At 67.6% G+C, this 21,630-nt stretch carries 21 protein-coding genes and 2 tRNA genes; 13 read left to right on the forward strand and 10 right to left on the reverse strand.

Annotated elements, in window-relative coordinates:
• Nucleotides 1-7: 7 nt before the first annotated feature.
• Nucleotides 8-1,468 carry a 3-isopropylmalate dehydratase large subunit gene (gene leuC / locus RMCN_RS16320; protein WP_067390939.1) on the reverse strand — a complete coding sequence of 487 codons (1,461 nt, stop codon included), beginning with the start codon at nt 1,466-1,468 and terminating at the stop codon, nt 8-10.
• Between the two features lie 38 nt (nt 1,469-1,506).
• Between leuC and RMCN_RS16325 the strand changes: the two genes are divergently transcribed.
• Nucleotides 1,507-2,208 carry an IclR family transcriptional regulator gene (locus tag RMCN_RS16325; RefSeq protein WP_064414803.1) on the forward strand — a complete coding sequence of 234 codons (702 nt, stop codon included), beginning with the start codon at nt 1,507-1,509 and terminating at the stop codon, nt 2,206-2,208.
• A 33-nt stretch (nt 2,209-2,241) separates the two neighbouring features.
• Here the strand turns inward: RMCN_RS16325 and RMCN_RS16330 are convergent.
• The 4 genes from RMCN_RS16330 to RMCN_RS16345 all read right to left on the reverse strand — a co-directional run bounded on the left by RMCN_RS16330 (nt 2,242) and on the right by RMCN_RS16345 (nt 4,854).
• Nucleotides 2,242-2,314: transfer RNA gene (locus RMCN_RS16330), tRNA-Glu, on the reverse strand.
• A 62-nt stretch (nt 2,315-2,376) separates the two neighbouring features.
• Nucleotides 2,377-2,451: transfer RNA gene (locus tag RMCN_RS16335), tRNA-Gln, on the reverse strand.
• A gap of 118 nt (nt 2,452-2,569) precedes the next feature.
• Entirely contained in the window at nt 2,570-4,045 is a 1,476-nt protein-coding gene (gltX, locus tag RMCN_RS16340) for a glutamate--tRNA ligase (protein ID WP_067390942.1), read from the reverse strand.
• Complete coding sequence (locus RMCN_RS16345) at nt 4,045-4,854, reverse strand: fumarylacetoacetate hydrolase family protein (protein WP_067390945.1); 810 nt, start codon at nt 4,852-4,854, stop codon at nt 4,045-4,047. Before RMCN_RS16345 ends, gltX begins: the two co-directional genes overlap by 1 nt.
• A 116-nt stretch (nt 4,855-4,970) precedes the next feature.
• Between RMCN_RS16345 and RMCN_RS16350 the strand changes: the two genes are divergently transcribed.
• A complete protein-coding gene (locus RMCN_RS16350; protein ID WP_067390950.1) occupies nt 4,971-6,176 on the forward strand; it encodes an MFS transporter in 1,206 nt (401 codons plus the stop codon).
• A gap of 333 nt (nt 6,177-6,509) precedes the next feature.
• On the opposite strand, the gene RMCN_RS16355 is transcribed toward RMCN_RS16350, so the two are convergent.
• Both RMCN_RS16355 and serA read right to left on the reverse strand, forming a co-directional pair.
• A complete protein-coding gene (locus RMCN_RS16355) occupies nt 6,510-7,520 on the reverse strand; it encodes a 3-isopropylmalate dehydrogenase (protein ID WP_067390953.1) in 1,011 nt (336 codons plus the stop codon).
• 8 nt (nt 7,521-7,528) lie between these two features.
• Nucleotides 7,529-9,115 (reverse strand): phosphoglycerate dehydrogenase, encoded by a 1,587-nt coding sequence (gene serA, locus RMCN_RS16360; protein ID WP_067390956.1) that lies wholly within the window; start codon nt 9,113-9,115, stop codon nt 7,529-7,531.
• Between the two features lie 78 nt (nt 9,116-9,193).
• Here serA and RMCN_RS16365 point away from each other — a divergent pair, with 78 nt between their 5' ends.
• The 10 genes from RMCN_RS16365 (at nt 9,194) to RMCN_RS16410 (ending at nt 18,495) form a co-directional block, all read left to right on the forward strand.
• Entirely contained in the window at nt 9,194-10,624 is a 1,431-nt protein-coding gene (locus RMCN_RS16365; RefSeq protein ID WP_067390959.1) for a phytoene desaturase family protein, read from the forward strand.
• Nucleotides 10,625-10,817: 193 nt separating this feature from the next.
• On the forward strand, nt 10,818-11,882 hold the full coding sequence (locus RMCN_RS16370; RefSeq protein ID WP_067390962.1) for a polyprenyl synthetase family protein: 1,065 nt from the start codon (nt 10,818-10,820) through the stop codon (nt 11,880-11,882).
• Nucleotides 11,882-13,390 carry a phytoene desaturase family protein gene (gene crtI / locus RMCN_RS16375; protein ID WP_067390965.1) on the forward strand — a complete coding sequence of 503 codons (1,509 nt, stop codon included), beginning with the start codon at nt 11,882-11,884 and terminating at the stop codon, nt 13,388-13,390. Before RMCN_RS16370 ends, crtI begins: the two co-directional genes overlap by 1 nt.
• Complete coding sequence (locus tag RMCN_RS16380) at nt 13,387-14,334, forward strand: phytoene/squalene synthase family protein (protein ID WP_067390969.1); 948 nt, start codon at nt 13,387-13,389, stop codon at nt 14,332-14,334. Before crtI ends, RMCN_RS16380 begins: the two co-directional genes overlap by 4 nt.
• Nucleotides 14,335-14,336: 2 nt before the next feature.
• Nucleotides 14,337-14,681: a lycopene cyclase domain-containing protein gene (locus RMCN_RS16385; protein WP_067390972.1), complete on the forward strand. Its 345-nt coding sequence runs from the start codon at nt 14,337-14,339 to the stop codon at nt 14,679-14,681.
• The gene (locus tag RMCN_RS16390; protein WP_067390976.1) at nt 14,678-15,007 is read left to right on the forward strand and encodes a lycopene cyclase domain-containing protein; all 330 of its coding nucleotides are present in this window, start codon (nt 14,678-14,680) and stop codon (nt 15,005-15,007) included. The genes RMCN_RS16385 and RMCN_RS16390 overlap by 4 nt, the downstream gene beginning before the upstream one ends.
• Nucleotides 15,004-15,735, forward strand: coding sequence for a class I SAM-dependent methyltransferase (locus RMCN_RS16395; RefSeq protein WP_234787674.1), 732 nt, complete (start codon nt 15,004-15,006; stop codon nt 15,733-15,735). The genes RMCN_RS16390 and RMCN_RS16395 overlap by 4 nt, the downstream gene beginning before the upstream one ends.
• Nucleotides 15,732-17,243 carry an FAD-dependent oxidoreductase gene (locus RMCN_RS16400; protein WP_067390979.1) on the forward strand — a complete coding sequence of 504 codons (1,512 nt, stop codon included), beginning with the start codon at nt 15,732-15,734 and terminating at the stop codon, nt 17,241-17,243. The genes RMCN_RS16395 and RMCN_RS16400 overlap by 4 nt, the downstream gene beginning before the upstream one ends.
• Entirely contained in the window at nt 17,240-18,247 is a 1,008-nt protein-coding gene (locus RMCN_RS16405) for a Rieske (2Fe-2S) protein (RefSeq protein WP_067390982.1), read from the forward strand. Before RMCN_RS16400 ends, RMCN_RS16405 begins: the two co-directional genes overlap by 4 nt.
• Nucleotides 18,248-18,285: 38 nt before the next feature.
• Nucleotides 18,286-18,495 carry a hypervirulence associated TUDOR domain-containing protein gene (locus RMCN_RS16410; protein WP_067390985.1) on the forward strand — a complete coding sequence of 70 codons (210 nt, stop codon included), beginning with the start codon at nt 18,286-18,288 and terminating at the stop codon, nt 18,493-18,495.
• Between the two features lie 42 nt (nt 18,496-18,537).
• On the opposite strand, the gene idi is transcribed toward RMCN_RS16410, so the two are convergent.
• Together idi and RMCN_RS16420 are read right to left on the reverse strand one after the other, a co-directional pair.
• Nucleotides 18,538-19,101, reverse strand: coding sequence for an isopentenyl-diphosphate Delta-isomerase (gene idi, locus RMCN_RS16415; RefSeq protein ID WP_067390988.1), 564 nt, complete (start codon nt 19,099-19,101; stop codon nt 18,538-18,540).
• 65 nt (nt 19,102-19,166) lie between these two features.
• A complete protein-coding gene (locus tag RMCN_RS16420; protein ID WP_067390991.1) occupies nt 19,167-20,000 on the reverse strand; it encodes a MerR family transcriptional regulator in 834 nt (277 codons plus the stop codon).
• Between the two features lie 132 nt (nt 20,001-20,132).
• Here RMCN_RS16420 and RMCN_RS16425 point away from each other — a divergent pair, with 132 nt between their 5' ends.
• Entirely contained in the window at nt 20,133-20,558 is a 426-nt protein-coding gene (locus RMCN_RS16425; protein WP_067390994.1) for a hypothetical protein, read from the forward strand.
• A gap of 61 nt (nt 20,559-20,619) precedes the next feature.
• Here RMCN_RS16425 and ilvC read toward each other — a convergent pair whose 3' ends face one another.
• Entirely contained in the window at nt 20,620-21,621 is a 1,002-nt protein-coding gene (ilvC, locus tag RMCN_RS16430; protein WP_174523747.1) for a ketol-acid reductoisomerase, read from the reverse strand.
• Nucleotides 21,622-21,630: the final 9 nt, after the last annotated feature.

The following is a 21,630-nucleotide window of genomic DNA, read 5'->3' on the forward strand; positions in this document are numbered from 1 at the left end:
GCTCCTATCAGTCGGTCAGGTCCGTGGGCGAGGACAACGTGCCGCGCACCGCGGTGGCCGCCGCGACGGCGGGAGACACCAGATGCGTACGACCGCCCTTGCCTTGCCTGCCCTCGAAATTCCGGTTGGACGTCGATGCACAACGTTGACCCGGGGACAGCTGGTCGGGGTTCATCCCCAGGCACATCGAACAACCCGCCTGTCGCCACTCCGCTCCAGCGGCGGTGAAGATCTCTCCGAGCCCTTCCGATTCGGCCTGCAGCCGCACGCGCATCGATCCGGGCACGATCAGCATGCGCACCCCGTCGGCGACCTTGCGACCGCGCAGCACGTCCGCGGTCACCCGCAGATCCTCGATGCGGCCATTGGTGCACGAGCCGACGAAGACGGTGTCGACCGCAATGTCACGCATTGCGGTGCCGGGTCGAAGGTCCATGTAGGCCAACGCCTTTTCGGCCGCTTGCCGTTCCCCCTCGTCGAACATCAACTCCGGGTCGGGTACCGAATCGGACAGCGGCACCCCTTGGCCCGGATTGGTACCCCACGTGACGAACGGGCTCAGGGTCGAGGCGTCGATGTAGACCTCGGTGTCGAATTCGGCACCCTCGTCAGTGCGAAGGCCGCGCCAAGCGGCGACCGCTTGGTCCCACTGTTCGCCCTGCGGGGCGTGCGGACGCCCGCGAAGAAACTCGAACGTGGTGTCGTCCGGTGCCACCATGCCGGCCCGCGCACCCGCCTCGATGCTCATGTTGCAGATCGTCATCCGGCCTTCCATCGACAGCGATTCGATGGCGCTGCCGCGGTATTCGATGACGTGGCCCTGCCCTCCGCCGGTACCGATCTTGGCGATCACGGCGAGAATGATGTCCTTGGCGCTCACTCCGTCGGGAAGCTCACCGTCGACGTTGACTGCCATGGTCTTGAACGGGCGCAACGGCAGGGTCTGCGTGGCGAGTACGTGCTCGACCTCCGATGTGCCGATCCCCATCGCCAGCGCGCCGAACGCTCCATGCGTCGAGGTATGGCTGTCGCCACACACAACCGTCATACCGGGCTGCGTCAATCCGAGTTGCGGTCCGATGATGTGCACGATGCCCTGTTCGGCATCGCCCATCGGATGCAACCGGATGCCGAATTCTTCGCAGTTGCGCCGGAGGGTCTCCACTTGTGTGCGCGACACCGGGTCCGCGATCGGCTTGTCGATGTCGACCGTCGGCACATTGTGGTCCTCGGTGGCGATGGTCAGATCCGGTCTGCGCACCGGACGCCCGGCCAACCGCAGCCCGTCGAACGCCTGGGGGCTGGTCACCTCGTGCACGAGATGCAGGTCGATGTAGATCAGATCGGGTTCGCGCGCAGCGCCTTCACCGCCGCCCTCGACGACGACGTGGTCGGCCCACACCTTTTCGGCCAACGTGCGCGGTGTGTCACCGCGCCCGCGGGCAGCACTGGAAACATCGGTCGACATCTTGACTATCTCACAATCTGGGACGTTAGTATCTCCTTGTGAGACAGGATAGCGGCATCGGCGTATTGGACAAAGCCGTGGGGGTGCTGCACGCGGTCGCCGATTCGCCCTGCGGGCTGGCCGAACTGTGCGAGCGCACGGGCTTGCCGCGCGCCACGGCGCACCGGCTTGCCGCGGGCCTGGAAACCCACCGCCTGCTGGCGCGCAACGGCGATGGCCGTTGGCGGCTCGGTCCCGGCCTGACCGAGTTGGCCGGACAGGTCAACGATCCGCTCGTGGCCGCGGGCGCGGTCGTCCTGCCCCGGTTGCGGGAGATCACCGGCGAGAGCGTGCAGCTCTACCGCCGCGAAGGCACCTCACGGATCTGCGTGGCGGCGCTGGAACCTCCTGCCGGGCTGCGGGATACCGTGCCGGTCGGCAGCACGCTGCCGATGACGGCGGGCTCCGGCGCCAAGGTTCTGCTGGCGTACGCCGACGCGGCCACCCAGCAGGCCGTACTCCCGAACGCGAAGTTCACCGATCGCGCGCTGGCCGAGGTGCGCAAGCGTGGATGGGCGCAGAGCGCCGCCGAACGCGAGCCGGGTGTGGCGAGTGTCTCGGCTCCGGTGCGTGACGGACGCGGCGTGGTCATCGCCGCGGTATCGGTGTCCGGGCCGATCGACCGGATGGGCCGGCGGCCGGGGGCGCGGTGGGCCGCCGATCTGTTGGCCGCTGCCGACGCCCTGGCGCGACGCCTGTGAGAGTGACGCAATTCGCAGAGAACGCGAAATCTGTACCCCCGATGGGATTCGAACCCACGCTACCGCCGTGAGAGGGCGGCGTCCTAGGCCGCTAGACGACGGGGGCTAGAACTGGTTTCCGGATGGCCAGCATATCTCAGCGAGATTTGTCGGCCTAATCACGGTCATTGGCTGGGGTACCAGGACTCGAACCTAGAACGGCTGAACCAGAATCAGCTGTGTTGCCAATTACACCATACCCCATTGGCTGTCCGTAACCGCAGGTCACGGGCCTATTTGGCCCCCCTTGCGCGGCCGGTGGAAGCCTTCGCGCGCGGTATCGGACCGACGTGCAGACTACCAAAGATTTTCAACGCGCTTTTCACGCCTCGGCTTCCGCAGCGGCGTGCTCGCGGCCGGCCCGCAGTCGGGCCAGGCTGCGTTCGCGCCCCAGCAGGTCGAGCGATTCGAACAGCGGCGGGCTGACCGATGAGCCCGTCGCGGCGACGCGGATCGGGCCGAACGCCTTACGCGGCTTGAGCCCGAGGCCGTCGAGCAACGCCTCCTTCAGCGCCGCCTCGATCACCGGGGTGCTCCAGTCGCCGACGTTCTCCAGGGCGCCCAGCGCGGCGTCGAGCACCGCCACCGCCTCGGCCTTCAACTCCTTGGCCGCCGACTTCTCGTCGAGCGTGAACTCCACGTCGTTGAGGAACCGCAACAGGTCCCACGCATCGCCGAGCACCACGATGCGGGTCTGCACGAGCGCGGCGGCTTCGGCGAAGCGGTCATCGTCGAGGCCGGTGTCGTGACCGTGCTCGGTGAAGTAGGCCCTCAGACGGGCGGTGAACTCCTGTTCGCTCAGCATCCGGATGTGTTCTGCGTTCAGCGCGTCGGCCTTCTTCTGGTCGAACCGGGCCGGATTCGAGTTGACGTCGGCGACGTCGAAGGCCGCCACCATCTCGTCGAGGCTGAAAACGTCGCGGTCCTCGGCGATTCCCCACCCCAGCAGGGCCAGATAGTTCAGCAGGCCTTCCGGGATGAAGCCCCGTTCGCGATGTAGGAACAGGTTGGACTGCGGATCGCGCTTGGACAGCTTCTTGTTGCCGTCTCCCAGAACGCTTGGCAGGTGCGCGAACTCGGGGATCCGGTCCGCTACGCCGATCCGCATCAGAGCCTCATACAGCGCGATCTGGCGGGGCGTCGATGACAGCAGGTCCTCACCGCGCAGCACGTGGCTGATCTTCATCAGCGCGTCGTCGACCGGATTCACCAAGGTGTACAACGGCTCCCCGTTACCGCGGGTCAGCGCGAAATCGGGTACCGATCCGGCCGGGAACGTCGTTTCCCCGCGCACGAGATCGCGCCAGCCGATGTCCTGGTCGGGCATTTTCAACCGCACCACGGCGCGCCTGCCTTGGGCGCGCAACTCCGTCCGCTGCTGTTCGGTCAGGTCGCGGTCGAAGTTGTCGTAGCCCAATTTGGGATTCCGCCCCGCGGCCAGATGACGCGCTTCGACTTCCTCAGGTGTGGAGAACGACTCGTATGCGTCGCCGGCTTCGAGAAGCCGGGCGATCACATCGCGGTAGAGATCGAGTCGCTCCGATTGCCGGTATGGCCCGTAGGGACCACCGACTTCGGGGCCCTCGTCCCAGTCGAGTCCGAGCCATCGCAGCGCATCGAGTATCGCGCGGTAGCTCTCCTCGGAATCGCGCGCCGAGTCGGTGTCCTCGATGCGGAACACGAAGGCGCCGCCGGTATGGCGGGCGTACGCCCAGTTGAACAGCGCGGTGCGGATCAGGCCGACGTGCGGCGTACCCGTGGGTGACGGACAGAACCGCACCCGGACATCACTTGTCATCACTTCCCTTTGCGCACAACCGGATTCGTCAACGTTCCGATGCCTTCGACGGTGATGCTCACGGTGTCGGAGTCCTCGATCGGGCCGACACCCTCCGGCGTCCCGGTCAGAATCAAATCGCCCGGCAACAATGTCATCACCCGGGATATCCATTCCACGATCGCACCGACGTCGTGGATCATCAGCGACGTCCTGCTGTTCTGCTTGACGACACCGTTGACTTCGGTGCGGATCTGCAGGTCCGAGGGATCGACGTCGGTGACGATCCACGGCCCGACCGGGCAGAACGTGTCATGCCCCTTCGCGCGGGTCCATTGGCCGTCCTTCTGCTGCTGATCGCGTGCCGAGACATCGTTGGCGATGGTGTAACCCAGGATGTTCTCCGCCGCGCGGGCGGCCGATACGTCCTTGCACGGCCTGCCGATGACCGCGGCGAGCTCGCCCTCGAAATGCACGGGATCCGCGTCGGCGGGCAGCTGGATCGGCACGTTCGGACCGATGATCGCGGTGTTGGGTTTCATGAAGATGATCGGGTCGTCGAAAGTGGCAGGCGCCGAACCGTCGCCGGCGCGTGCGGCCATTTCGGCGATGTGGGCGGCGTAGTTCTTACCCACGCACACCACCTTGGTCGCGAGGATCGGGGCGAGCAGGCGCACATCGGCCAGCGGCCACTGCCGACCCGTGAACTGGGGATTGCCGAACGGGTGCTCGGCGATTTCCCGCGCGATCGCCTGAGCGGGGTCGTCGGGTGGACCCTCGACGCTGACGAAGGCGACACCGTCGGGGCTGGCGATTCGGCCAAGGCGCATGGCGTTCAGCCTAGTAGCCGGCCTGGTAGCGGCCGCCGACCGCTCCCACGACAGCCTTGTCTCGGCATATGAGAACACGATTCAGCATGGTGAGATCGCTGTGCCACGATGGTCCGATGTCCGCCGAGCCGCTCACCACCGCCCGTCGATGGTCGTTGCTGTGTATCGCGCTGGCGGCGACGACGAGCGCCAACGTGTTCACCAATGGTGCGGCCTTCCTCATTCCGACGCTGCACAGCGAAAGGGGCCTGGACCTCGCGGCGGCCGGTCTGCTCTCTGCGATGCCGGGCTTCGGGCTGGTGACCACGTTGATCGCGTGGGGTTATGTCGTCGACCGCTACGGCGAGCGTATTGTGCTGACGGTCGGCTCGGTGCTGATATCCGCGGCCGCCTTCGCCGCTGCCTTCTCCGAATCCCTGGTCGGCGCGGGCGCTTTCCTGTTCCTCGGCGGTATGGCGGCTGCGAGCAGCAACTCGGCCAGCGGCCGGTTGGTGGTCGGCTGGTTCCCGGTCGAACAACGCGGCCTGGCCATGGGGATCCGGCAGACGGCCACCCCGTTGGGCGTCGGGTTGGGAGCACTGGTGATTCCGCGGCTGGCCGAAAGCCATGGTGTGACCGGTGCGTTGCTGTTTCCAGCGGGGGTGTGCGCGGTGTCGGCGCTGGTGTGCCTGGTCGCGGTGATCGATCCGCCACGGCCGCCGCGTTCCGAGGCGCCGATCGAACATCTCACGAACCCCTATCGAGGCTCTTCGGTGCTGTGGCGTATTCACGCCGTCTCGGTGTTGCTCGTCGTGCCCCAGGCGGTGGTGTGGACATTCACGCTCGTGTGGTTGATGTCCGAGCACGGCTGGTCGGCCGGCTCGGCCGGCCTACTCGTCATGGTGGCCCAATTGCTCGGTGCCGGAGGACGTATCGCGGCGGGGCATTGGTCCGACCGGTTGGGTCAACGGCTTCGCCCGATCCGTGCGATTGCCGCCGCCGCGGCGCTCAGCATGGCGGCACTCGCGTTGTCGGACTGGTTGAAGTCCCCCGTCGCGGTGGCGGCGATGGTGGTCGCCTCGGTGATCACGGTGTCCGACAACGGTTTGGCGTTCACCGCCATCGCCGAGATTGCCGGGCCGTTCTGGAGCGGTCGTGCCCTGGGCACCCAGAACACCAGCCAGCATCTCGCATCGGCCGTCGCGGCCCCCACGTTCGGTGCGTTGATCGGGGTTGCCGGTTATCCGGCGGCGTTCGCCATCTGCGCGTTGTTCCCGCTGGCGGCGATCCCGCTCGTGCCCCCTGACCCCTCGGGTTCGCCGGAGCCTGCGCGGGGGCTGTGATTCGGTGGCCGAGTTCGGGGCGGGGGCTGTTCACGCCGGCGTCCTCAGTCTCCCCCTCCCCGGGACCACTTCTGCCATTGCCCGCCTACGAGCGAATAATTCGCTGGCAGCGAATTATTCGCTGAGAGCTGGGCAGTACGGGGACGTAGTCGCCGGGGGTAGTGAGCGTCCGGAGTGCCCGGGCACCCGAGGTTCTGGGCGGCCAAAGCACCTGAGTGTCCGGAGTGCCCGGGCACCCGAGAGGTTCTGAGGCCGCCGTGGCACCTGAGCGCCCAGGGGTATATGGAGCGGTGTGCCCGCCGAAATCGATAACGTCCTGTTTATAGGCCTTGCCTATAGATAGCCCGCGATCCGGTCGCCGACAGCGGTGGTGGACAGCTTCTGGTCACCGCGCGTGGCCAGATGCTGCTCGACGGCTTTGTCGACGCGCGCGGCCGCATCCGTCTCGCCGACATGGGCCAGCAGCAGTGCGACCGACATGATCGCCGCAGTCGGGTCGGCGATCCCCCGGCCCGCGATGTCGGGCGCGCTGCCGTGCACGGGTTCGAACATCGACGGATTGGTGCGCGTGGCATCGATATTGCCGCTGGCCGCCAGCCCGATACCCCCGCACACCGCGGCCGCGAGGTCGGTGACGATATCGCCGAACAGGTTGTCGGTGACGATCACATCGAAACGGCCCGGGTCGGTGACGAGGTGGATGGTCGCGGCGTCGACGTGCTGGTAGGCGACCTCGACGTCTCCGAAGTCGGCGGCGACCTCCTGAACGGTGCGCCACCACAACGCGCCTGCGAAGGTCAGGACGTTGTTCTTGTGCACCAGCGTCAGATGTTTGCGACGTTTCTGGGCGCGGACGAACGCGTCCTCTACGACACGGCGCACACCGAAAGCGGTGTTGACGCTGACCTCGGTGGCGACCTCGTGCGGTGTCCCGACACGGATCGCGCCGCCGGTACCGGTGTAGGGACCCTCGGTGCCTTCCCGCACGACGACGAAGTCGATGTCGGGGTTGCCCGCCAGCGGGCTGTTCACGCCGGGATAGAGACGGCCGGGCCGCAGGTTGACGTGGTGGTCGAGTTCGAACCGGATGCGCAGCAGCAGACCGCGTTCGAGCACGCCGCTGGGTACCGACGGGTCACCGATCGCGCCCAGCAGGATCGCGTCATGCCCGCGGAGCTCGTCGAGCACGGAGTCGGGCAGCACCTCCCCGGAGGCGTGGTACCGGCGGGCGCCGAGGTCGTAGGGCGTCTTGTGCACGCCGGGAAGCACCGCGTCGAGAACCTTGACGGCCTCCCCGACGACCTCCGGGCCGATCCCATCGCCCGCGATGATCGCCAGCTTCATGGCCGAACTCACGACAGATCAACCACTTCCAGCATCTTCGCCCCGACTTCTTCGGCGATGGTGGACCGGACATCGGCGGGAACGTCGCGGTCGATACGCAGCAGGATGGTCGCGCCGGGACCTTCGGCGTCCTCGCTCAACTGGGCGGCGTGGATATTGATGCCCGCCGACCCGAGGACGGTGCCGATCTTGCCGAGCGTGCCCGGCTGGTCGACGTAGTTGACGATCAGGTAGATGCCCTCTGCACGCAGGTCGAAATTGCGCCCGTTGATCTGGACGATCTTTTCCACCAGGTCGGTGCCGGTCAGCGTGCCCGCGACATTTGCGGTGGAACCGTCGGCGTAGACGGCCCGCACGTCCACCACGCTGCGGTGGTTGGGACTCTCGCTCGCGGTGCTGATCTCGGCCTGCACGCCGCGCTCGGCGGCCAGCGCGGGCGCGTTGACGAATGTGACGGGATCTTCGATGATCGCCGAGAACAGTCCGCGCAACGCCGAAAGCCGAAGCACCTCAACGTCTTCGGCGGCGAGCTCACCCTTGACCTGTATCGCCAGCGACACCGGCAGCTCGTCGCACAACGCTCCGACCAGCAGGCCGAGCTTGCGGACGAGATCGAGCCACGGTGCGACTTCCTCACCGACCACTCCCCCGCCGACGTTGACCGCGTCGGGAACGAACTCCCCGGCCAGCGCGAGCTTCACGCTGGCCGCGACATCGGTGCCCGCCCGGTCCTGCGCCTCGGCGGTGGACGCGCCGAGATGCGGGGTCACCACGACCTGCGGCAGCTCGAACAGGGGGCTCTCGGTCGTGGGCTCGGTGGCGAACACGTCGATGCCGGCCGCGCGCACATGACCGGAGCGCACCGCTTCGGCCAGTGCGTCCTCGTCGATCAGGCCGCCGCGCGCGGCGTTGACGATGATCACGCCGGGCTTGGTCTTGGCCAGCGCCTCCTTGCCGATCAGTCCCGCGGTCTCCGGCGTCTTCGGCAGGTGCACCGAGATGAAGTCCGCGCGCTCCAACAACTCGTCGAGGCTCAGCAGCTCGATGCCGAGCTGTGCAGCGCGGGCCGCCGACACGTACGGGTCGTACGCGACGACATGGGTGCCGAACGCGGCCAGCCGCTGAGCCACCAACTGACCGATGCGGCCCAGACCGACCACGCCGACGGTCTTGCCGTAGATCTCGGTGCCCGAGAACGACGAGCGCTTCCAGGTGTGCGCGCGCAGCGACGCATCGGCGGCCGGGATCTCGCGCGCCGCGGACAGCAGCAGGGCCAGGGCGTGCTCGGCCGCGCTGTGAATATTCGAGGTCGGCGCGTTGACGACCAGCACACCGCGGGCGGTGGCGGCGTCCACGTCGACGTTGTCGAGCCCCACTCCGGCACGGGCGACGATCTTGAGCTTGGGCGCGGCGGCGAGTACCTCGGCGTCGACGGTCGTCGCGGAGCGCACCAGCAGCGCGTCAGCTTCGGCGACCGCCGCCAGCAGCTTGGGCCGGTCGGGACCGTCGACCCAGCGGACCTCCACCTGGTCACCGAGGGCGGCGACCGTCGATTCGGCCAATTTGTCGGCGATCAATACAACGGGCAGACTCACGCGGTCAGCCTAATGGGCTTGAATGTTCGGGTGGTGGGTGGGAGAACCGCAAGCGTGGTGAGTGGGAGAACCGCAAGCGTGGATGTCACCGTCGTCGGCAGTGGACCCAACGGTTTGGCGGCGGCCGTCATCTGCGCCAGGGCCGGGTTGTCGGTGCAGGTGCTCGAGGCGCAGCCGACCCTCGGAGGCGGCGCGCGCACACTTGCCGACCCGGAGTTTCCCGGCGTTTCCCACGACATCTGTTCGGCCGTGCACCCGCTCGCGCTGGCGTCGCCGTTCCTGGCCGACTTCGACCTGCCCGCCCGTGGCGTGGACTTGCAGGTGCCCGAGGTCTCATACGCCAATCCACTTCCCGGAGCACCCGCCGCGATCGGCTACCACGACCTCGACCGGACGGTCGCGGAGCTCGAGCACGGGCACTCGTGGCGCAGGTTCTTCGGGCCCATGGTCGAACGCGACGGCGCCGTTCTCGACCTGCTGCTCGGCGACAAACGCTCGGTGCCGAACAACCCGATCGCCGCTGTCCAGGTGGCCAGCCGGCTGCTCGAACAGGGCACACCCGCGTGGAGTGCGCTCAAGGGTGTCGATGCGCGCGCATTGTTCAGCGGCGTTGCCGCACATGTGATCTCGCCTATGCCGTCGTTGGTGTCGGCGGGTGGCGGCCTCATGTTGGCCACGCTCGCGCACACCGTCGGCTGGCCCATCCCCGTCGGGGGTAGTCAGGCCATCGTCGATGCGCTGATCTCCGATCTGCGCGCTCACGGCGGCGTGATCACGGCCGGTCACGAGGTCACCGAACCACCCGAGGGTGTTGCACTTTTCGACACGGCACCCACCGCACTGGCTCGCATCTACGGCGACAAGCTGCCCCGCCGTTACGCAAAAGCGTTGCAGCGGTATCGATTCGGCCCCGGCGTCGCCAAGGTCGACTTCGTGCTCTCCGAGGATGTGCCGTTCACCGACGAGCGTCTACGGCGGGCCCCCACGCTGCACATGGGCGGCACCCGTGAACAGATGGCCCACGCCGAACGCGAGATCGTCGCAGGGCGGCACCCGGAGTGGCCGATGGTGCTCGCCGCGCAGCCGCACCTGGAGGATCCGAGTCGCGTCGACGCCGCGGGCCGTCGACCGCTGTGGACCTACGCGCACGTCCCGAACGGGTCGACCGTCGACCAGGCCGGGCGGGTCACCGACATCTTCGAGCGCTTCGCGCCGGGCTTCCGCGACATCGTGGTGGCCGTCCGATCCGTTCCCGCCGCGCGCCTGGCAGAACACAACGCCAACCTGGTCGGCGGCGACATCGGCGTTGGCGGCAACACCCTCATGCATGCGCTGACGGGGCCGACTCCTCGCTTCAATCCATGGACCACACCCATCCCCAAGGCGTATCTGTGCTCGTCGGCCACGCCACCCGGCGGCGGAGTGCACGGCATGGCCGGTTATTTCGCCGCACGCACCGTGTTGCGACGCGAGTTCGGCATCAAGACGATGCCCGCATTGTCTCCCTGAGCCGAAGGCGGCTTACGTATCGATGCAAATTCGATGCATAGGTGCGGTGAGAAGGGGTACCCCGATTGAGTTCGGCCGATTCGGGTACTTGCATCGCATCGAGTGAAGGGGACGCTGCTTGCGCGGTATCAACGGAAACACGCAGACCCCGCTCCTGTCGGTGTCAGACCTCGCCGCTCCGCCAAGAGGGCTGATGACCAGAGCCTTCCCCGAATGGCGCGACGCCATACGCGATGAGGTGCTTCGGTCACTCAACGAATTCGTCAAAACGCGCTGCGCCGATGATCTCAAGGCGGCCGGCGTCGATATCGCCGCTGACGTCCTGCAGGATTTCGTCGACGGTGGAAAGTGCGTCCGCTCGACGTTCGCCTACCTGGGCTGGTTGTCCAACGCCGACGACGATCCCGGTGCGCTGCGGGCCGCGGCGAGCTTCGAATTACTGCACGCGTTCGCCCTGTTGCAGGACGACGTGATGGACGGCTCCGCACTGCGGCGCGGGCGCCCGTCGGCTCACGTCAGATTCGCGCAGTGGCACCGCGAGCGGGCAATGTCGGGCTCGCCCGAGCGTTTCGGCGAGGCCGCGGCCGTCCTGCTCGGTGATCTGTGCCTGGTGTGGGGCCAACAGATGCTGCGGGAAAGCGGCGTCGACGAGGCTGCCCTGGCGCGCGGCTGGCAGAGATACGACGCGATGCGCACCGAACTCGCCGTCGGCCAGTTCGCCGACCTGGTCAACGACGCCGCCGAATTCCCGGAATGGGAACGGGTTCTCGACGTGCTGCGGCGTAAGTCCGGCAACTACACCGTGCGCAGACCGCTCGAGATCGGCGCCGACATGGCCGGATGCCCGCCCGGGGTTTTGATGTTGCTCGGCGAGTACGGCGAAGCGGTCGGCGAGGCGTTCCAACTGCGCGACGACGTCCTCGGCATCTTCGGCTCTCCTGAGATCACCGGTAAGCCGGCGGGCAGCGACCTCTTCGAACACAAAGCGACCAGCGTCGTGGTGGCCGCCTACCGCCTCGCCGACGCGACTTGTCGCCGCGACCTCACCCGTCTGATGAGCGCCTCCGATCTCGACGACGAAGACATCCGCCGGTGGCGCGAACTGATCGTCGCGACCGGCGCACTGGAATGGGTTGAACAGCTGATCGATTCGCGGCTCACCCGCGCACTCGAGCTGATCGACACCCGGCAACTGAATCCGTTGATCCGCACCGCACTTGCCGACATGGCCGTCGCCTGCACCGAACGGGCCGCATGATGCGCACCGTCGCGGGCCGCACCGACCACGTCGTCGTGGTCGGCGCAGGGTTGTCCGGGCTGTCGGCGGCGCTACAGCTCGCCGGGCGAGGTCGACGCGTGACGGTCCTCGAACGCGGACATCACCCGGGAGGGCGCGTCGGCCGCGCCGATATCAACGGGTACCGCCTCGACACCGGCCCGACCGTGCTGACGATGCCCGACATCATCGACGACGCATTCGCCGCCGTCGGCGAGACCGCCGCGGACCGACTGGAGCTGATGAACGTCGACCCCGCCTACCGTGCCTCGTTCACCGACGGCAGCTCACTTCACGTCCGCGCCGAAGCGGGCGCGATGGCCGCCGAGATCGAGGGCTTCGCCGGTCCCGACCAAGCGGAGGGTTATCTGCGCCTTCGCGATTGGCTGACCAAGCTGTACCGCGTCGAGTTCGACGGGTTCATCGCCGCGAACTTCGACTCACCGCTGTCGCTTCTGACACCGCAGCTCGCCCGGCTGACCGCCATCGGCGGCTTCCGGCGGTGGGACAGGATGGTGCGCCGATTCATCAGCGATGAGCGACTGCAGCGGGTGTTCACCTTTCAGGCGTTGTACGCAGGTGTGCCGCCGCACCGGGCGTTGGCGGTGTATGCGGTGATCGCCTACATGGACACGATCTCCGGCGTGTACTTCCCCCGCGGTGGTGTGCGCGTGTTGCCCGATGCACTGGCCGCGGCCGCCTCCGACGCCGGTGTCGAATTCCGTTACGGCTCTGCGGTTTCGGCGTTGGAGCGCACCGGCGACCGGGTGGTCGCAGTGCACACCGAGGGCGGTGAGCGGGTCACCGCCGACGCGGTGGTGCTGACCACCGAACTGCCCGACACCTACCGGTTGCTCGGTCGCACGCCGCGACGTGCGCTGCCGCTGCGGCCCGCCCCGTCGGCGGTGGTGGCCCACGTCGGCTGCCGCGCAGTGGGTCCGGACGTCGGACACCACACCATCGTTTTCGGCGACGAGTGGGAGAAGACGTTCACCGACATCATTGACGACGGACGCGTGATGTCGAACCCGTCGCTGCTGGTGACGCGACCCACCGCCGGGGACCCGTCGCTGGCACCCACGGGCCGGGATCTGCTCTACGTCCTGGCTCCCGCCCCCAACCTCGCAGTCGGCCATATCGATTGGGCGTCGGCGCGCGAGGACTACGTGCGGCACATGATGGACGTGGTGAGCTCGCGGCTCCCGCAGGTGGGGCTCGACCCCGAGGTGCTGCACGTGGTGGATCCCGCGGACTGGGCACGCCAGGGGATGGCCGCGGGAACCCCGTTCGCGTTGGCCCACACGTTCGGCCAGACCGGCCCGTTCCGTCCCGCCAACACCGTTCGCGGCGTCGCCAACGTGGTGTTGGCGGGTTCGTCGACCGTTCCGGGAGTCGGCGTGCCGACCGCGCTGCTGTCCGGGCGGCTGGCGGCCGACCGAATCACCGGCCTGCCAGTCCGGCGGGCCCGAAGCCAGGTGGTGCAAGCATGATCGGTTCCGAACTCGACGCCGCGGGCGTACACGACCCGGCACTGCGCGAGGCCTATCGCCGTTGTCGCACGATCAACGCCGAACACGGCCGCACCTTCTTCTTGGCCACCCGGCTGCTCGCACCCGAACAGCGCCCCGCCGTGCACGCGCTGTACGGGTTCGCCCGCCGCGCCGACGACATCCTCGACGACTTCGATCCCGTCATCAGCATGGACGAACGCGCCGATCAGTTGCAGCGGCTGGCCACACAGCTGTTCAACCGGCTCGCGCAGGGCAGCACCGACGACGGTGATCCTTGTCTGGCCGCCGTGGTGCACTGCGCCCGTCGGTACGGCATCCCGTGGGAACTGTTCGACGACTTCCTCGGCTCCATGCGCATGGACCTGACCGTCACCGACTACCCCGACCGCGCCGCCCTCGATCGCTACATGTACGGCTCGGCGGAGGTCATCGGTCTACAACTGCTCCCCGTACTGGGCACCGTCGGCCCGCTCGAAGAGGCCGCGCCGTATGCGGCAGCACTCGGAAAAGCGTTCCAGCTCACGAATTTCCTGCGCGACATCGACGAAGACCTCGAGCGCGGCCGGGTCTATCTGCCCGCCGACGAACTCGCCGCCCACGGGGTCGACCGGGATGTGCTGACCTGGTGCCACGAGAACCGGCGCACCGACGCGAAGGTGCGCCGGGCGCTGGTCGAACAGCACGCCATCAACCGGCGCGTGTACGACTTCGCGCGGCGCGGCATCGCCCACCTGAGCCCGCGGTCGCGCCCCTGCGTGTCGGTCGCCCTCACCCTGTACTCCGAAATCCTGGACCGTATCGAGCAAATCGACTTCGCCGTGTTCAGCCAGCGCGCCACCGTCGGCACAACTCGCCGCATCCGCGTCGGGTGCGCCGGACTACTCAAGGCGTGGAGGGCACGGCGACAGGTACCGAAGGCGTGACGATGGACAACTGGCACTACCTGTTGGTTCTGGCCGCCTGCCTGCTGATCACCGCGCCGTTGGAGATCTTCGGCGACGGCGTGTACCGGCAGGCGCGCCGCGCCGCGGCCGCGATCATCCCCGTGGCAGCCGTATTCGTGCTCTGGGACGTGATCGCCATCTTCGCCGACGTGTGGACGTACAACTCGAAGTACGTCACCGGAATCGAGATCCCCGGCGTCATGCCGATCGAGGAACTGCTGTTCTTCATCGTGATCCCACTGTGCGGATTGTTGACCTACAACGCCGTCACCACGATCCTGACCTGGATGCAACGGGCGCGGGATCGTGTGGAGCAAGCCAAATGACCGGACTCGGATACACGGTGCCCGCCGTGCTCGCGGTGATCGCCGTGTGCGTTCTGGAATTGGGCGCACTACGCACCGGACTGTTCCGTAAGCCCGCGTACTGGATCTCGATGGCGATCGTCCTCGGATTCCAGATACCGGTCGACGGTTGGCTCACCAAGCTCAGCGCGCCCATCGTCATCTACGACGAACGGCACACCAGCGGTATCCGATTCCCGTTCGACATACCGGTCGAGGACTTCCTTTTCGGCTGGGCGATGGTCACCGCGGTGTTGTTGCTGTGGGAACGCCAGCGGTTGCGCACACAGAGGAGGAACGTGTCGTGAATGTCAATGCGGGTCGTGACGCCGGTGACCCCGTGGATGTTCCCGCCGCCTTCGACGAGGGGGCACCGGCCTACGACACGCTGGTCGACTCCAATCCCGGATACCATGAGCACCTGCGAATTTCGGCGCAGCGGATGCGGTTGCCCGATGAGGGTCGCGGGCTGCGCCTGCTGGATGCCGGATGCGGCACCGGCGCATCGACCGCGGCGCTGCTTTCGGTGGCTCCGCACGCGGAGATCGTCGGTGTCGACGGCTCGGACGGCATGCTGGCCGAGGCGCGGACCAAACAATGGCCGCCGTCGGTGCGGTTCGTCCACAGCCGGATCGAGGACCTCGCCGCCGCAGGCGTGAGCGGACCGTTCGACGGCATCTTCGCCGCCTACCTCATCCGCAACCTCCCCGACCCCGACGCCCAACTGCGTGAGTTCCGCGCACTGCTGCGCCCGGGAGCGACGCTGGCCGTTCACGAGTACTCGGTGCGCGACTCGCGGCTCGCGACCGCTGTGTGGAACGCCGTGTGCGCCACCATCATCATCCCCAGCGGACATCTCCGCAGCGGTGACGCCTCGCTGTACCGGTACCTGCGGCGCAGCGTGAACCGCTTCGATGGTGCCGCCGACTTTCGTGATCGCCTGCGCCGCAGCGGCTTCACCGCCGTGCACAGCGAGACGATGCCGGGCTGGCAGCGCAACATCGTGCACACCTTCCTCGCCGAGGCCCCGCGATGACCGATCCGCACCGCATCACGCACTCCGCACCGCCGCCCGACCAGGGAGTGCCGTTCGACAAACCGCACGTGGTCGTGGTCGGCGGGGGGATCGCGGGCTTGGCCGCGGCCACCGGTCTGGCCGAACGTGGTGTGAGCGTCGACATCCTCGAGCGCGAGACGTATCTCGGCGGTCGCGTCGGAGGATGGACCGATTCGCTCGACGACGGCTCCCCCGTCGCGATGAACCGCGGTTTTCACGCCTTCTTCCGGCAGTACTACAACCTGCGAAACCTGTTGCGGCGCATCGATCCGGCGTTGGGCATGCTCACCGCGGTCTCCGACTACCCCCTGGTCGACGCGCACGGCCGACGCGACACGTTCCGCGGTCTGCCGCAAACGCCACCGTGGAACGCGGTGGCCTTCGCGCTGCGCAGCCCCACGTTCCGGTTTCGTGACCTGATGCGGCTCAACGCACGCGCCGCGGCGCCCCTGGCCGCGGTGTCGGTCCCCGAGATCTATGACCGTCTCGACCACGTCGACGCCGATACCTTCCTGCGTGACATCAACTTTCCCGAACCCGCTCGCCACCTGGCCTTCGAGGTCTTCTCGAGGAGCTTCTTCGCCGAACCGACCAACCTCTCGGCCGCCGAACTGGCGACGATGTTCCACATCTACTTCCTGGGCTCCAGCGAGGGCCTGGTCTTCGACGTGGCGGTTTCGAACTTCGATACGGCGCTGTGGGATCCGCTGCGCGCCTATCTGCAATCGCTGGGAGTCGGTGTACACACCGGCGTCGCGGTGACCGAGATACGCGCCGGTGACCGCTTCGCGGTGCACTCCGACGGTGGCGATCGCATCGAGGCCGACGGGGTGGTGCTCGCCACCGATGTCTCGGGCCTGCAGCACATCGTCGGCAATTCGGCGTCGCTCGGCGATGACGAATGGCGGTCCCGGATCGCCGCGATGGGTACGGCCGCGCCGTTCGTCGTGCAGCGACTGTGGTTGGACCGGCCCGTCGATCCAGACCGTGCGGCCTTTCTCGGGACGGGCGGTCGACCGCCGCTGGACAATGTGAGTGTGCTGGACAGATACGAACGGGAGGCGGCGACGTGGTCGCGCCGAACCGGCGGCTCGGTGGTGGAGCTGCACTCGTATGCGGTCACCGGCAGTACGGACGATGTGCTCGAGCGGTTGCCGGTGCGGATGCGCGAGCTGTATCCAGAAACGGTCGGCGCCAAGGTCGTCGGTGAACGGGTGCTGTGCCGGCAGGACTGCCCGCGCTTCGCCCCCGGTGACTTCGCGCACCGCCCCACGGTCTCTACCCCGCAGGCCGGCCTGGTACTGGCCGGTGACGGTATCCGCATCGACCTGCCGGTCGCGCTGATGGAGCGGGCCGCCACCACCGGCTGGTCGGCGGCCAACCTGCTGCTGAAGCGCTTCGGCCTCACCGGTCACGACCTCCAGACGGTACCCACCCAGGGTCGCTTCGCGCCCCTGCGTCGGCTGGCCGAAAGGCAGTACGCATGACCATGCTCTCCGAACTCAAGGCGCGGTTGGCGAAAACCACGCCGTTCGAACTACTTCCACGCACCACGTGGTCCGGCCAACGGCCGACGTACGACGACGCCCAGCCGTCGTTGATACACAGCGCCCTGCGCCGCTCGCAGCGCAGGCCCAGCGGCAACTGGTACGCGTTCGCGGCCAGCGACACCATCGGCAAACGACCGGTCAGCGCCACGGTCGGCGGAATCGAACTGGTCGCCTGGCGCGGCAACGACGGCAGTCTCGCGGTCGGCCCGGCGTCCTGCCCGCACCTCGGCGCGGACCTGTCCACCGGGACCGTCGAGTGCGGCACCTTGATCTGCCCGTGGCACGGCCTGCGCTTCGACGGCGACCGGACCTGGACCTGGCGACCCTACCCCGCCCACGACGACGGTGTGCTCGCATGGGTGCGGCTCGACGCGCTCGGCGGCGAAACCCCCACGGAGGCACCGATACTGCCGAGGCGGCCCGACACACCGCGGCTGTCGGCAGTGACGCGGTTGGTCGGCACCTGTGAGCCCAGCGACGTGATCGCCAACCGGCTCGATCCGTGGCACGGGGCGTGGTTCCACCCGTACTCGTTCACGCGGCTGGACGTGCTGTCGGCCCCGGCCGCCGACGACAATCTCCCCGAAGACGCCGACCGCTTCCTCGTCGCGGTCACCTTCCGCATCGGGCGACTCGGCGTCCCGGTGATCGCGGAGTTCACCACACCGGAGCCGCGCACCATCACCATGCGCATCATCGACGGCGAAGGTGCGGGAAGCGTGGTCGAGACGCACGCGACACCCCTCGGTCCCGACCGGGACGGCGCTGCGCGCACCGCGGTCATCGAGGCGGTCATCGCACACTCCGACCGTCCCGGATTCGCGCACGCACTTCGGGGCGCGCCGTTGATCACACCGTTCATGCGATATGCGGCCACCCGCTTGTGGCGTGACGATCTGGCCTACGCCGAACGGCTCTACCGGCAACGCTCGCAGCTCTGAGCTGTTTTGCGTGGCGGCGCCCGGGTATACCGCCACAGATGAGCAAGGACATCCACAAAGGCGACAAGGTGCAGTGGAAGAGCCACGGCACCAACGTGACTGGCACCGTCGAGGAGAAGATCACCTCGGACACGCAGGCCGCGGGTCGCACGGTGCGCGCCGACGCCGACAACCCGCAGTATCGGGTGCGCAGTGACAAGAGCGGCCGCGACGCGGTGCACAGGCCGGAATCGCTGAAGAAGAAGTAGTCACTCCGCCCAGCGTCCGAGCCAACGGGTGGCGTTACGCGCTCATGAACCGGGACCCGGCCCCTGCGCGTAGGGCTCGTCGAGAAGCGGTATCTGCTCCATCGCCCACGGGCTGATCGACCAGGGCAACCCGACCGCCGAGCGCAGTTGTTCCCAGGAGACCCACATCCACTCCATGACCTCGGCTGGATCCGGCCGCAGCCGCCCGTCGCACCGGGCGAAGAACACCGGACAGATCTCGTTCTCGACCGTGCCGTCGGCCGCGACCGCGCGGTACCGGAAGTGCGGTAGCACGCACTGCGGCGATTGGATCGATACGCCCAACTCCTGGACGGCGCGGCGGCGCACCGCATCCTCCACCTGCTCCCCCGGCGCGGGGTGACCGCAGAAGGAGTTGGACCACACACCCGGCCACGTCGTCTTGTTCAGTGCGCGACGGGTCAGAAGCACGCGACCGTCCTCGTCGAACAGGTAGCAGGAAAACCCGAGGTGCAGCGGTGTCGCGGCGTGGTGCACGGTCGTTTTGGCTGCGCTGCCGATCTCGCGCCCCTCTTCATCGAGAAGGACGACACACTCGTTGGCCGTGGCCCTGCTCGTCGTGGTCACTGAAGACACCTCATGTGTGTACCCAAATCCGCCGGACTAACCGACGCACAGTCGATGCAACCCGGTCATCGGGTGCCGACACACCATTCGAGAGCCTCACGCAGGCTGTGCACGCGCGCGGCCCCGTCGACGCCGGCGGCCTCCCACCCGGTGCCGCCGAGTACGACGTCGGCCTCCGCGGTGGCCGCCGTGACCATCTCCATGTCGGCGGTCTCGGGGGTGTGTGACCACAGCACCACCCGCGCGGACGGCCGCACGCGGCCGATCGCCTCGGTCAGCGCCGATATCGGAACGTCGGCACCGAGCATCACCGCACCGCGTCCCCGCTCGGCGAGGGCGGCGCGAAGAGCCTCGAGCGGCAACACATGCGCTTCGCGCGCGGTGCACGCCAGGATGAGCGCGGTTGATGCGTCGCGGCGCATGAGCGGCGCCGCGTGCAGTGAGCGCGACACCGCCCACGACAGGGCGTGCTCGACGTCGACGCAGCCGCCGTCCTCGTCCTGTCTGCTCACGATCGCCGCGAACGCCGGCCGGACCAGCAGGTCCCATGTGTCGACCACTCCGAAGTGACGCAGGTGGGCCTCCAGGAGCCGACCCAGCGAGGCGAGGTCGAGTTCGAATGCGGCCGACAGCAATGCGTCCGCGTCTCCGCGGCGCGGCGCTACGGCCCCGGTCGCGACTCGGGCAGCGCTGCGGGGGCTGGTGCCCTGCCCGATGAGCTGGTGCATGTGCTGCACGGCGGCGACGTCGTTGTCGCTGTAGAGCCGGTGTCGACCCGGGTGGTGCTGCGACGTCCCGACGCCGTAGCGCTGGCTCCAGCTGCGCAGCGTCGCGGTCGGTACGCCGACGCGTTCGGCCACCACGCGGACGGTGTACCGCGGTGTGTCAGCGTCATCCATGGGGCCTGCTAACTGGGGTTTCGGCCTAGCGAGGGTTCACCGATAGCACTACGAGCAAACCATCAATGCGGAAGCGATGCACAGTTCGTTATCTGGATATGGTTGCGGTCGGAACCGGGTACTTCTAGCCCCATGACCCAGAAGGACGAACAACACAGCCGACCCGAAGGAGTCGACGACGCGACCGTCGAGGCCGTCGGCGAAGTCTCGGAGGCATTGGAGTGGGTGGAACGCGCACGCGGTCATCTGTATTCGTTCCACCAGCTGATGGGTCGCGCCGACCTTCAGCTCGGCGAGGCGTGTGACAAGCTGCGCGACGCCGGCCACGACGGCGTCGCGCAACGTCTGGAGTCCGAACTCGTCGGCCGCAACGTGCTTTACGGTCGCTGGACCTTCCAGATCGTCGAGGACTTCGACGACAACTACTGGTCGGTGTTCCGCGACCATGAACGCCAGGTGCGCGACGAACTACAGCAGGGCCGCAGACACGTGTTCGAGTCCGAGATGAAGGAGCGGCGCCGCACCCAGGGTCGCCCCGGGCACGAGCACCGCCCCTGATCCGTGTGACTTGTGGAGCGGTAGCGGCGGTGAGCGCCGCCGCGACTCCACAAATCGCGGCTTAAGCCGTCTCGGTGATGGGCCGGTCCACCCAGCTCATCAGGTCGCGCAGCTTCTTGCCGGTCACCTCGATCGGATGCTCGGCGTTCTTCTTGCGCAGCGCCTCGAGCTCCTTGTTACCGCCCTCGACGTTGGCCACGAGTTTCTTGACGAAGGTGCCGTCCTGAATCTCGGAGAGAATGGCGCGCATCCGCTCCTTGGTGTCGGCGTCGATCACCCGCGGCCCGGAGAGGTAGCCGCCGAACTCCGCGGTGTCGGACACCGAGTAGTTCATCCGCGCGATGCCACCCTCGTACATCAGGTCCACGATCAGCTTGAGCTCGTGCAGCACCTCGAAGTACGCCAGCTCCGGCGCATACCCGGCCTCGACCATGACGTCGAAACCGGTCTTGACGAGTTCCTCTGTGCCGCCGCACAACACGGCCTGCTCACCGAACAGGTCGGTCTCGGTCTCGTCTTTGAACGTGGTCTTGATGACGCCTGCGCGGGTGCCGCCGATGCCTTTGGCGTACGACAGTGCGAGCGCCTGCCCCTCACCCTTGGGGTCCTGATCGATCGCGATCAGACACGGCACGCCCTTGCCGTCGACGAACTGCCTGCGCACCAGGTGGCCCGGACCCTTCGGGGCGACCATGCCGATCGTGACGTTGGCCGGCGGCTTGATCAGGTCGAAGTGGATGTTGAGGCCGTGCCCGAAGAACAGCGCGTTGCCGTCTTCGAGGTTGGGTTCGATGTCGCCTGCGAAGATCTCGGCCTGTGCGGTGTCGGGCGCGAGCAACATGATGACGTCGGCCCACTTGGCGACCTCGGCGGGCGTGTCGACCTCGAGGCCCTGCTCGGTGACCTTCTCGCGCGACTTCGACCCCTCCTTGAGGCCGACCTTCACCTGCACGCCGGAGTCGCGCAGGCTCAGCGAGTGCGCGTGACCCTGGCTGCCGTAGCCGATGACGCCGACCTTGCGTCCCTGGATGATCGACAGGTCCGCGTCGTCGTCATAGAACATCTCTACTGC

The organism is Mycolicibacterium novocastrense, from assembly GCF_001570485.1.
Taxonomy (GTDB): domain Bacteria; phylum Actinomycetota; class Actinomycetes; order Mycobacteriales; family Mycobacteriaceae; genus Mycobacterium; species Mycobacterium novocastrense.

Bases quoted from the DNA above. Each gene is read 5' to 3' on its own strand.
- RMCN_RS16385 (WP_067390972.1), top strand. From the start codon at position 14,337: ATGGACAACTGGCACTACCTGTTGGTTCTGGCCGCCTGCCTGCTGATC.
- RMCN_RS16400 (WP_067390979.1), top strand. From the start codon at position 15,732: ATGACCGATCCGCACCGCATCACGCACTCCGCACCGCCGCCCGACCAG.
- RMCN_RS16390 (WP_067390976.1), top strand. From the start codon at position 14,678: ATGACCGGACTCGGATACACGGTGCCCGCCGTGCTCGCGGTGATCGCC.
- RMCN_RS16410 (WP_067390985.1), top strand. From the start codon at position 18,286: ATGAGCAAGGACATCCACAAAGGCGACAAGGTGCAGTGGAAGAGCCAC.
- ilvC (WP_174523747.1), bottom strand. From the start codon at position 21,621: ATGTTCTATGACGACGACGCGGACCTGTCGATCATCCAGGGACGCAAG.
- leuC (WP_067390939.1), bottom strand. From the start codon at position 1,468: ATGTCGACCGATGTTTCCAGTGCTGCCCGCGGGCGCGGTGACACACCG.
- RMCN_RS16420 (WP_067390991.1), bottom strand. From the start codon at position 20,000: ATGGATGACGCTGACACACCGCGGTACACCGTCCGCGTGGTGGCCGAA.
- RMCN_RS16425 (WP_067390994.1), top strand. From the start codon at position 20,133: ATGACCCAGAAGGACGAACAACACAGCCGACCCGAAGGAGTCGACGAC.
- RMCN_RS16370 (WP_067390962.1), top strand. From the start codon at position 10,818: ATGACCAGAGCCTTCCCCGAATGGCGCGACGCCATACGCGATGAGGTG.
- RMCN_RS16345 (WP_067390945.1), bottom strand. From the start codon at position 4,854: ATGCGCCTTGGCCGAATCGCCAGCCCCGACGGTGTCGCCTTCGTCAGC.
- gltX (WP_067390942.1), bottom strand. From the start codon at position 4,045: ATGACAAGTGATGTCCGGGTGCGGTTCTGTCCGTCACCCACGGGTACG.
- RMCN_RS16350 (WP_067390950.1), top strand. From the start codon at position 4,971: ATGTCCGCCGAGCCGCTCACCACCGCCCGTCGATGGTCGTTGCTGTGT.
- RMCN_RS16355 (WP_067390953.1), bottom strand. From the start codon at position 7,520: ATGAAGCTGGCGATCATCGCGGGCGATGGGATCGGCCCGGAGGTCGTC.
- RMCN_RS16405 (WP_067390982.1), top strand. From the start codon at position 17,240: ATGACCATGCTCTCCGAACTCAAGGCGCGGTTGGCGAAAACCACGCCG.
- RMCN_RS16380 (WP_067390969.1), top strand. From the start codon at position 13,387: ATGATCGGTTCCGAACTCGACGCCGCGGGCGTACACGACCCGGCACTG.
- crtI (WP_067390965.1), top strand. From the start codon at position 11,882: ATGCGCACCGTCGCGGGCCGCACCGACCACGTCGTCGTGGTCGGCGCA.